The sequence below is a fragment of the Aromatoleum sp. genome (assembly GCF_035254505.1).
GTDB lineage: Bacteria > Pseudomonadota > Gammaproteobacteria > Burkholderiales > Rhodocyclaceae > Aromatoleum.
In genome coordinates, this window is the sequence record NZ_DATFAO010000076.1 from 1 (window position 1) to 9,186 (window position 9,186).

The window sequence follows — 9,186 nt, forward strand, 5'->3', positions numbered from 1 at the left end:
TGAGCGTTATTTTTTGTCTCGTTGCGTCATCTCAAGCACAGCTTTGTGCGTTGGTGGGAAACTGTGAAAGGATTTATTTTGAATTCACTTCAAAAAGGCTTGATATCTGCCTAATTTGATTAAGAATATAATTACGCATCCGCCGTGTCTCCTTCAGTCCCCATCCGTTCAGGTTCGCCCATGAAATTTCGTAAGTTCGCCCTTGCCCTGCTAAGCCTTGCACTGGCGCAAGCAGGGCTGGTCTCGTCTGCCGATGCAGCCGCCAGTGCAACCGCCACGACCACCACCAAGGCCTCGAAGCCGGTGGCGAAGAGCGGCAAGCACGCCAAGACCCCGGCGAAAACCCCGGCAAAAAAAACCGTGCGACAGCGCGCGCCCAGGAAGGCGGCCGCCGCCGCCCCGCGCAAGGTTTCGTTCGCACGCGCCCCTGTGGCCCTGCCGGATCCCGGCTCGGTGTCGATGCACGTCGACGCCGCGGGACGCCCGCAACTGCGTTCGACCGCGTTCTTCGTGACCAATCAGTCGACCGGCCACGTGATCCTCGAGCACAAGAGCGAAACGGTGATCCCGATCGCGTCGATCACCAAGCTGATGACCGCGATGGTCGTGCTCGACGGCGGTCAGCCGCTGGTCGACGAACTGTCCGTATCGGAAGCGGACGTGGATACGCTGAAGGGCTCCAGTTCGCGACTGGCCCCCGGCGTCCGGCTGACGCGCGACGAAATGCTGCGTCTGGCGCTGATGTCCTCCGAGAACCGGGCCGCGTCCTCGCTCGCACGCCACTATCCGGGCGGTGAGCCGGCCTTCGTCGAGGCGATGAATGCGAAGGCCCGCATGATCGGGCTGACCGATACCCATTTCAGCGACCCGACGGGGCTCAACCCTGCGAACGTTTCGAGCCCGCGCGACTTGGCGCGCATGGTCGCTGCCGCTGCGTCCTATCCGCTGATCCGCGAAGCGACGACGACTGCGGAGCGCTATGTGCAGATCGGTTCGCGCATGCAACGTTTCGGTAACACCAATTCGTTGGTGCGCAGCCCCGATTGGGAAATCGGCGTGTCCAAGACCGGCTACATCCGCGAGGCTGGCCGTTGCCTGGTGATGCAGGCGTGGGTGCTGAAGCAGCCGCTGCTGATCGTGCTGATGGACTCCGACGGGCGCTACTCGCGTACGGCCGATGCCGTGCGGATCAAGAAGTGGATCGAGGCGACTGGGCCGCAGGTCGTGGCGGCCCTCAATTCGCGCCGGGGCGACTGACCGGCATTTTCAAATGGCGCGACACCCGTCCGGGTGCCGCGCTCAGCGCGCGCTGCGCTTGACGTAACCGAGCGAGCGCGAGATTTCGTCTGCGGCTTCGCGCACGAGCGGAGCCCGGTCCGGGTTGAAGCGCTCGGACGGCGTCGATACCGACAAGCCCGCGATCAATTCCCCGCTATCGTCACGCACTGCCGCGGCAATGCAGCGCACGCCGTTTTCGACTTCGTCCAGGTCGAATGCGACGCTGTGGCGGCGGACCTTGTCGAGTTCCTTTTCGAGCGACGCGATTTCGGTGATCGATGCCGGCGTCGATGCCGGCAGGCCGGTCCGGCGGGCGTAGTCGCGTATCCGGTCCTGTCCCAGTTCGGCGAGGAAGAGCTTGCCCGTCGCGGTGGTATGCAGCGGCGCACGCGCGCCGACGATGTGGACGACGCGCACCGCCGACCGCCCGCTCGAGGTCCGCTCGACATAGACGATCTCGTCGCCGTCGCGGATGCCCAGGTTCACGCTCTCGCCGGTGGCGGCATGCAGTTTCAACATCGCCGGCATGGCCGTCTCGCGCAGCGAGATGCGCGACTTCACGAGACTACCGAGTTCGAGCAGACGGATGCCCAGGCGGTAGGTACCACCGTCGCCCCGTTCGACGAAGCCGCTCTGCGCCATCGCGCCGAGGATGCGGTGGGCGGTGGACGGATGCAGGCCTGTTTCCAGTGCGATCTGTTTGAGCGGTGCAGGATCGGGATGGAGCGCCAGAACGTCGAGGAGCTTCATCATGCGCTCGACGACCTGGATCGGGTTCTTCGCTTCGGCGGGGGCGGAGGCGGGGGCGGCTAGGGTACTCACGCTATTGCTGCTGGTTTTCATGATGTGCAAAGTTTAACCGGCGCAGCGGGATTTCGCCTAATGAAATTCCGTCACGGTCGGAGCGCCGGTCGGGGTGCGTCTTGATTTTCTTCCGGATGCCGGGAATTCCCCGCCTATAATTGCCGGTTCCATGCAGGTCACTACTTTTTGAGGAGGCTGAATGAGCCCGTCGCCGCTTGAACTCGTCGGTACCGGCCTGTTTGCGGTGGCTGTCGCCCATACCTTCCTCACGAAGTATTTCGAACGTCTGGCGCACCTGCAGCCGAACCACGCCGGGATCTGGCACCTGCTCGGCGAGGTCGAGGTGGTGTTCGGATTCTGGGCCTTCATCCTGCTGGCCTTCATGGCCGTGCACGGCGGTGCGGGCGAGCCGACGAAGTACCTGGAGGGGCTCAACTACACGGAGCCGGCCTTCGTCTTCGTGATCATGGTCGTTGCCGCGAGCCGGCCGATCCTGGAGTTGTGCAAGATCGGTGCGCGCGCGCTGGCACATTTCATTCCATTGAGCGAGAGCCTCGCGTTCTACTTCGTGTGCCTGTCCGTGGTGCCGCTGCTCGGTTCCTTTGTCACGGAACCGGCCGCCATGACGCTTGCGGCGCTGATGCTGCGCGACAACTACTACTCGAAGGACATTTCGCACCGGCTCAAGTACGCGACGCTCGGCGCGCTTTTCGTAAACGTGTCGATCGGCGGCACGCTGACCCATTTTGCGGCGCCGCCGGTCCTGATGGTCGCGAGCAAGTGGAACTGGGACATGTGGTTTATGCTCGGCCACTTCGGCTGGAAGTCGGCGCTGGCGGTGTTCGTGACGGCGGGGATTGCGACGCTGTTGTTCGCGCGCGAACTGAAGGAGATCGCCATCGAAGCACGCAGCAGCGAGCGTACCGTGCCGCGCATGCTGATCCTGCTGCACGTGATCTTCCTCGCCGGCATCGTCTATTTCGCCCACCATGCGACGGCTTTCGTCGGCCTGTTCCTGCTGTTTCTGGGCGTCGCGGAAGGCTACAAGCATTACCATGACCGCCTGATGCTGCGCGAAGGCCTGATGGTGGGATTCTTCCTGGCGGGTCTCGTGACGCTGGGAGGATTGCAGCAATGGTGGTTGCAGGACGTGCTGACCGGCATGGATTCGACGGCGCTGTATTTCGGCGCGACGGCCCTGACGGCAATCACCGACAATGCGGCCCTCACTTATCTCGGTTCGCTCGTCGAGGGTACGGACGATGCATTCAAATACTCGTTGGTATCCGGAGCGGTGACGGGGGGAGGCCTGACGGTCATCGCCAACGCGCCCAACCCGGCCGGCTTTGCGATTCTGCGCGGCCATTTCGAGGACGAGTCGATCAACTCCCTCGGGCTTTTCGTCACCGCGATGCCGCCGACGATCATCGCGATCCTCGCGTTTCGCCTGCTCTGACAGGGGCAGCGGGTCCGTTATTCCAGTTCTAAATGCAGGTCCTTATGAAATCCAGATCCAAGAGCGGTGACGACGCCAAGGCCTCGGCGCCCGAGACAAGTTCAGATGACGCGACGCAGGGGCCCGAAGCGCGCAAGACGCTGACGGTCGGTAAGCCGAAGGCGGACACCGCTGCGACTCCGCGTCGGGAAGGCGTCCGCGCGCGGTTTGCGCCGGGGACCGCCAAGACCCGCGCGATTGAGCGCACTGCCCGGCCGAGCTGCCCGGCGGCTTCGACTCCGGCCAGCGCCGCCCCGAAGCCGAAGGCCGCCGCAGGGCGTGCCGCGGCGCCTACTCGTTCCGCGGCGCCTGCGCGTCCTGCGCCGGTGGCACGGCCCGGGGCTCCCGCGAGCAGCATCGCCCAGGCCAAGCCCGGGACGACCTCGACGCAAGAGGGCGTGCGGCTTTCGAAGGTCATGGCCGACCGCGGCCTATGCTCGCGCCGCGAGGCGGACGAGATGATCGAGCGCGGCTGGGTGTTCGTCGATGGGCAGTGCATTTCGGAACTGGGCTCGCGCATCGATCCGAACGCCGAGATCACGCTCGCGGCGCAGGCGCGCAAACGCCAGTCATCTCGCATGACGATCCTGCTGCACAAGCCGGTCGGTTATGTGTCGGGCCAGCCGGAACCGGGCTACGAGCCGGCGGTATCCTTGATCGGTGCCGGGAATCAGTTCGACCGCGAGGCGGCGCAGCCCTTCGATTTCTCCCACTTGGTCGGCCTTGCGCCGGCGGGCCGCCTCGACATCGACTCGACGGGCCTGCTGGTGCTCACGCAGGACGGCCGCATCGCACGCCAACTCATCGGCGACGACTCGAAGATCGACAAGGAATACCTCGTCCGCGTCGAGGGAAAGCTCGACGAACGAGGGTTGGAGTTGCTGAATCACGGCCTCGAACTCGACGGGCGCAAACTGCGTCCCGCCAAGGTCGAGTGGCTCAATCGTGACCAGCTGCGCTTCGTGCTGCGCGAAGGCCGCAAGCGTCAGATCCGGCGCATGTGCGAACTGGTCGGCCTGAAGGTGGTCGGCCTCAAGCGCATTCGCATCGGACGTGTCCGTCTAGGCGACCTTCCGCTGGGGCAGTGGCGTTTTCTGCGCGAAGATGAAAGGTTTTAACGGCGTCGGTTTGCGCGCCGCAACCATGCGAGCCTTCGGCGATGCGCCCCGGGCTCTTTTCGCCTTGACGCAGGGAAGGCTTGCCGGATCGCTGACGCCCGATTGCTCCGCGAAATAAGCCTTCAACGGGCAGTCGCAGCCCGGCGCGCAATCGTGTTCGCACGCGCACTCCGCTTGCGTCTCATCCAGCAGCACCATTTCCCGCACGACTTCGCAACGGCCGACAGGCGAATCGAAGAAGCTCATGACGATCTCCTTGAAATGGTTAGGCGAAAAAAATGGATCTCTGATAATTCAATCTAGTTGGCGTGACGCAGTTCCGCCGTCGCGAGTAGCCAGGGGTTGACCTGGCTCAAACAATCGGACCGTGGCGCGCACCGCGCAGGCTTACTCGGCGCGTAGCGCTTCGACCGGGTCGAGCCGCGCGGCCTTGCGGGCCGGGAGCACACCGGCGAGCAGGCCGATGGTGACGGCGAGCGCTTCGGCAATGACGACGAAATGCCAGGGCGTGTGCACCGGCAGGGCCGGCACGATCAGGCCGACCAGCTGCGCAATGCCCGCGCCGACTGCGAGTCCGAGGATGCCCCCGAGGGCGGCCAGCGCGACGGCCTCGCCGAGAAAAAGGCCCAGGATCGTCCTGCGGCGTGCACCGAGCGCCACCAGCAGGCCGATCTCGTTGGTGCGCTCGGTGACGGCGATCGTCATGATCGTGACGATGCCGACGCCACCGACAAGGAGCGAAATGCCGCCGAGCGCGCCGACCGCCGCCGTGAGGATGTCAAGGATGTTGGACAGGCGCGCCAGCATGTCGGCCTGGGTCGTGATTGTCGCGTCGTCCTGGCCGTGGCGGGCGACCATCAGCTTGCGGATGTCGGCGGCGATGCGCGCGGCCGGCACCGCTTCCTCGTACGCAACATCGACCTTCATCAGGCCCGAACGATTGAAGAGCGAGAGCGCGCGATCGGTCGGAATATAGGCAGTGTCGTCGAGGTCGACGCCGAGGAACTGCCCTTTCTCCTGCATCACGCCGACCACGCGGTAGCGCTCGCCGCCAATGCGCAGGCGTTCGCCCAGCGCATTGGCGCCGCCGAAGAGTTCGTTCTTGAGCTTGGATCCGAGTACGACGAAGGCGCGGGCATTTTCGGGGTCGTCGGGCGGCAGGAAACTGCCGATGCGCACCTGCATCGAGAAGATGCGGTGCATCTCGGGGCCGACGCCGTTGATCGTCGTGCGACGCACGCGTCCGCCGGCCTGAACGTCGGAGTTTCCCCACACGACGGGCGTCACGCCGGTGACGTGGGGCACGCGTGCGATCGCGAGTGCGTCGTCGAGCGTGAGTTCACGGGCCGTGCTTGGGAGCCCCGGCGGGCCGCCCTTGGCGCCCTGGCGACCGGGCGTCAGTTCGATGATGTTGGTGCCGAACTGGGTGAATTCGCGGAGCACGAAGCGATGCAGTCCCTCGCCGATCGACGTCAGCAGGATCACTGCCGCGATGCCGACACCGATGCCGAGCAGCGTGAGGAAACTGCGCAGGCGGTGGGCGACGAGCGCGCGCAGGGCGAGGCGGATGAAATCGGTCGCGCTCATCGCTTCGCGAGTGCCTGCACCGGATCGAGCCGCGCCGCGCGGCGGGCGGGCATCACGCCGAACAGGATGCCGGTGACGAGCGCGGTGCCGACACCGGCAAACACCGCCCAGTCGGGCGGCCATGCCGGCAACACCGGGAACGCGAGCCTGAGCCCCCAGGCGCCCGCGTGGCCGAGCCCGAGGCCGGCAAGGGCGCCGGCGAGCGACAGCAGCGCGGCCTCGGTGAGGAAGACCAGACGGATGCTGCGCCCGCTGGCGCCGAGCGCCTTGAGCAGACCGATCTCGCCCGTGCGCTGGGTGACCGCGACAAGCATTACGTTCATTACGAGGATGCCCGCGACGGCGAGGCTGATCGCAGCGATGCCGGCAACCGCGAGCGTGAGCGCCCCGAGGATGCGATCGAAGGTGCCGAGGACGGCGTCCTGGGTGATCAGCGTCACGTCGAGCTCGCCGTCGCGGCGCAGGCGCATGATCTCTTCGATCTGGCGTTTTGCCGGCAGCAGCGCATCGCGGTCGCGGGCCTCGACGATGACGCGGAAGAGCGTGTTGCTGTTGAACATCGCCTGGGCGGTGGCCACCGGCACGAAGATCAACTCGTCGGTGTTCATGCCGAGGCCCTGGCCCGACCTTTCGAGCACGCCGATCACGCGCAGGCGGCGGTCGCCGATGCGGATCATGCGGCCGACGGCGGGCTCGGCACCGAAGAGTTCGTCGCGCAGCGTCGCACCGAGGACCGCCGAGGAGCCCGCGCGGCTGAGGTCCTCGCGCGGCAGGAACTGCCCTTGGGCCATGCGGAAGCGGCGGATGTCCAGGTAGTCGGCGCCCGTTCCGACCGCCATGGTCTCGCGCAGACGTCCGCCGTACGAGACCTCGGCGGTGCCGACCGACAAGGGGGCGATGCGCTTCACGTCGGGGGCGCGCAGCAACGCCTCGGCGTCGCGCACCGTGAGGTCGCGCGGCGTGGTCGTGACGAGATTGCCGAGCGACAGTCCGCCGGTGGAAGTGCGCCCGGGGAGCATGATCACGAGATTGCTGCCGAGCGCCGAAAACTCGTTCACCACATAGCGCCGCGCGCCGTCGCCGAGCGCGGTGAGGACGACGACCGCGGCGACGCCGATCGACATTGCGAGCACCATCAGTGCGGTGCGCAGCGGGTAGCCGGCGGCGGCACGGGTGGCGAAACGAAGGGTGTCGGCCGGCGTCACGACAAGGCCCGCGTCAGTCGTACTGCAGCGAAGACACGGCCGGGCTGCCGTCATCGTGCATCAGCATGCCGTCTTCCATCATCAGGCGGCGCCGCGCGCGGCTGCCCATCACGGGGTCGTGGGTGACGACGATCAACGTGACTCCGCCGGCATTGAGCCCTTCGAGGAGGGCCGTGACGTCCTGCCCGGTCGCGCGGTCGAGGTTGCCGGTGGGCTCGTCGGCGAGGATCATCGCCGGCCGCATGATCGTCGCGCGGGCGATCGCGACGCGCTGCCGCTGTCCGCCGGAAAGCTCGTCGGGGCGGTGTCCGGCGCGCTGCTCGAGGCCGAAGTCCTTCAGCGCCTTCGCGACGCGCGAGCGCCGTTCAGCGGGGGAAATGCCGGCCAGCATCAGCGGCAGCGCGATGTTCTCGGCGGCGGTGAGGCGCGGCACGAGGTGAAAGCTCTGGAAGACGAAGCCGATGCGGCGGCTGCGGACCTCGGCCTGCTCGTCGGGGCTCAGCGTCGTGACGTCGCGGCCTTCGAGGTGGTAGGTGCCCGCATTCGGGCGGTCCAGCAGGCCCAGCAGATTGAGCAATGTCGATTTGCCGGAGCCCGAGGGGCCCATGATTGCGACGTATTCGCCGGCCTCGATGGACACCGAGAGTTCGTGCAGCGCATGCACCTTGCTGTCGCCGAGGGTGAAGACGCGCTCGATGCCCCTCAATTCGATCTGTGCCATCGCCGCCCCTCAGCGCGATGCGGTGGCATCGTCTTCCGGCCTGACATGGGCGCCGGCCTTGACACCCTCGCGTTCGAGCGAGCTGACGATGCGGTCTCCCTCGGCGAGGCCGTCGAGGATCTCGGTGTATTCCCAGTTCGAGATGCCGGGCTTCACCGTACGCTCCTCCAGCCGGCCGTCCTCGGCACGATAGCGTAGCACCTTCGTGCCATCGCGCAGTGTTGCGGTGGGAATGCGCAATGCGTTGTCGCGCACTTCGAGCACGATCTCGGCATCCGCGCTGTAGCCGACGAGCATGCCGCGCGCTTCGTCCGGGTGGGCGAAGTCGATTTCGACGTCGACCGTGCGGGCCTGCTTTTCGACGGCAGTGATGTAGGGCGCGACGCGCTTCACGCGCGCTTCGAACACCTTGCCGGGCAGAGCGTCCAGCGTCAGACGCGCCGGTTGGCCCGGGCGGATCTTCGGCGCGTCGATCTCGTCCATCGGCGCCTTCACGTACAGGCAACTATCGTCGATGAGGTCGATCGCCGGCGGCGTCGGCACGCCGGGGGGCGAGGGCGTCGAGTATTCGCCGAGTTCGCCGGTGATCTTGGCGACGGTGCCGGCGAAGGGCGCGATCAGCACCGTGCGCTGGCGGTCGGTGGAGGTGGCGGCGATCTGCGCTTCGGCCGTGCGGATATCGGTGCGGGCGGTTTCGCAGGCCGCGCGTCGGGCCCGCGCCTCGGTACGCGCCTGGTCGACGCGCGAGGAGGAGACGAAATTGCGGCGGAAGAGTTCGTCCTGGCGCACGGCTTCGCGTTCGGCATTGTCCGCCTGGGTGCAGGCTTCCTCGATTCGCCGCTTGGCAGTTTCGAGCTGCGCGCGATTCACTTTCAGGCGCGCATCGAGGTCGTCGCTCCACAGCCGCATCAGCAGCTGCCCCGCCTGCACGCGGTCGCCTTCCTTGACGCCGAGGTATTCGATGCGCCCGCCGACGAT

At 66.4% G+C, this 9,186-nt stretch carries 9 protein-coding genes; 3 read left to right on the forward strand and 6 right to left on the reverse strand.

Features of this window, described 5'->3' with window-relative positions:
* Nucleotides 1–180: 180 nt before the first annotated feature.
* Nucleotides 181–1,257, forward strand: coding sequence for a serine hydrolase (locus tag VJ673_RS15015; RefSeq protein ID WP_324126944.1), 1,077 nt, complete (start codon nucleotides 181–183; stop codon nucleotides 1,255–1,257).
* Nucleotides 1,258–1,299: 42 nt separating this feature from the next.
* On the opposite strand, the gene VJ673_RS15020 is transcribed toward VJ673_RS15015, so the two are convergent.
* The gene (locus VJ673_RS15020) at nucleotides 1,300–2,121 is read right to left on the reverse strand and encodes an IclR family transcriptional regulator (protein ID WP_414635662.1); all 822 of its coding nucleotides are present in this window, start codon (nucleotides 2,119–2,121) and stop codon (nucleotides 1,300–1,302) included.
* 160 nt (nucleotides 2,122–2,281) lie between these two features.
* Between VJ673_RS15020 and VJ673_RS15025 the strand changes: the two genes are divergently transcribed.
* Nucleotides 2,282–3,538: a putative Na+/H+ antiporter gene (locus tag VJ673_RS15025; protein WP_324126945.1), complete on the forward strand. Its 1,257-nt coding sequence runs from the start codon at nucleotides 2,282–2,284 to the stop codon at nucleotides 3,536–3,538.
* A gap of 44 nt (nucleotides 3,539–3,582) precedes the next feature.
* Nucleotides 3,583–4,695 (forward strand): pseudouridine synthase, encoded by a 1,113-nt coding sequence (locus VJ673_RS15030; protein ID WP_324126946.1) that lies wholly within the window; start codon nucleotides 3,583–3,585, stop codon nucleotides 4,693–4,695.
* Here the strand turns inward: VJ673_RS15030 and VJ673_RS15035 are convergent.
* The 5 genes from VJ673_RS15035 to VJ673_RS15055 form a co-directional block, all read right to left on the reverse strand.
* Nucleotides 4,639–4,941, reverse strand: a complete 303-nt coding sequence (locus tag VJ673_RS15035; protein WP_324126947.1) for a hypothetical protein — start codon at nucleotides 4,939–4,941, stop codon at nucleotides 4,639–4,641. The two genes, VJ673_RS15030 and VJ673_RS15035, sit on opposite strands and share 57 nt — an antisense overlap.
* A 141-nt stretch (nucleotides 4,942–5,082) precedes the next feature.
* Nucleotides 5,083–6,282 carry an ABC transporter permease gene (locus VJ673_RS15040; RefSeq protein WP_324126948.1) on the reverse strand — a complete coding sequence of 400 codons (1,200 nt, stop codon included), beginning with the start codon at nucleotides 6,280–6,282 and terminating at the stop codon, nucleotides 5,083–5,085.
* Nucleotides 6,279–7,487: an ABC transporter permease gene (locus VJ673_RS15045; RefSeq protein WP_324126949.1), complete on the reverse strand. Its 1,209-nt coding sequence runs from the start codon at nucleotides 7,485–7,487 to the stop codon at nucleotides 6,279–6,281. The genes VJ673_RS15040 and VJ673_RS15045 overlap by 4 nt, the downstream gene beginning before the upstream one ends.
* 13 nt (nucleotides 7,488–7,500) lie before the next feature.
* Nucleotides 7,501–8,208: an ABC transporter ATP-binding protein gene (locus tag VJ673_RS15050; RefSeq protein WP_324126950.1), complete on the reverse strand. Its 708-nt coding sequence runs from the start codon at nucleotides 8,206–8,208 to the stop codon at nucleotides 7,501–7,503.
* Between the two features lie 9 nt (nucleotides 8,209–8,217).
* Nucleotides 8,218–9,186, reverse strand: a 969-nt coding sequence (locus tag VJ673_RS15055) for an efflux RND transporter periplasmic adaptor subunit (protein ID WP_324126951.1), incomplete at its 5' end; no start/stop codon positions are given.

Coding starts and splice junctions, on each gene's coding strand:
- VJ673_RS15050 (WP_324126950.1), bottom strand. CDS start 8,208: ATGGCACAGATCGAATTGAGGGGCATCGAGCGCGTCTTCACCCTCGGC.
- VJ673_RS15030 (WP_324126946.1), top strand. CDS start 3,583: ATGAAATCCAGATCCAAGAGCGGTGACGACGCCAAGGCCTCGGCGCCC.
- VJ673_RS15025 (WP_324126945.1), top strand. CDS start 2,282: ATGAGCCCGTCGCCGCTTGAACTCGTCGGTACCGGCCTGTTTGCGGTG.
- VJ673_RS15040 (WP_324126948.1), bottom strand. CDS start 6,282: ATGAGCGCGACCGATTTCATCCGCCTCGCCCTGCGCGCGCTCGTCGCC.
- VJ673_RS15015 (WP_324126944.1), top strand. CDS start 181: ATGAAATTTCGTAAGTTCGCCCTTGCCCTGCTAAGCCTTGCACTGGCG.
- VJ673_RS15035 (WP_324126947.1), bottom strand. CDS start 4,941: ATGAGCTTCTTCGATTCGCCTGTCGGCCGTTGCGAAGTCGTGCGGGAA.
- VJ673_RS15020 (WP_414635662.1), bottom strand. CDS start 2,121: ATGAAAACCAGCAGCAATAGCGTGAGTACCCTAGCCGCCCCCGCCTCC.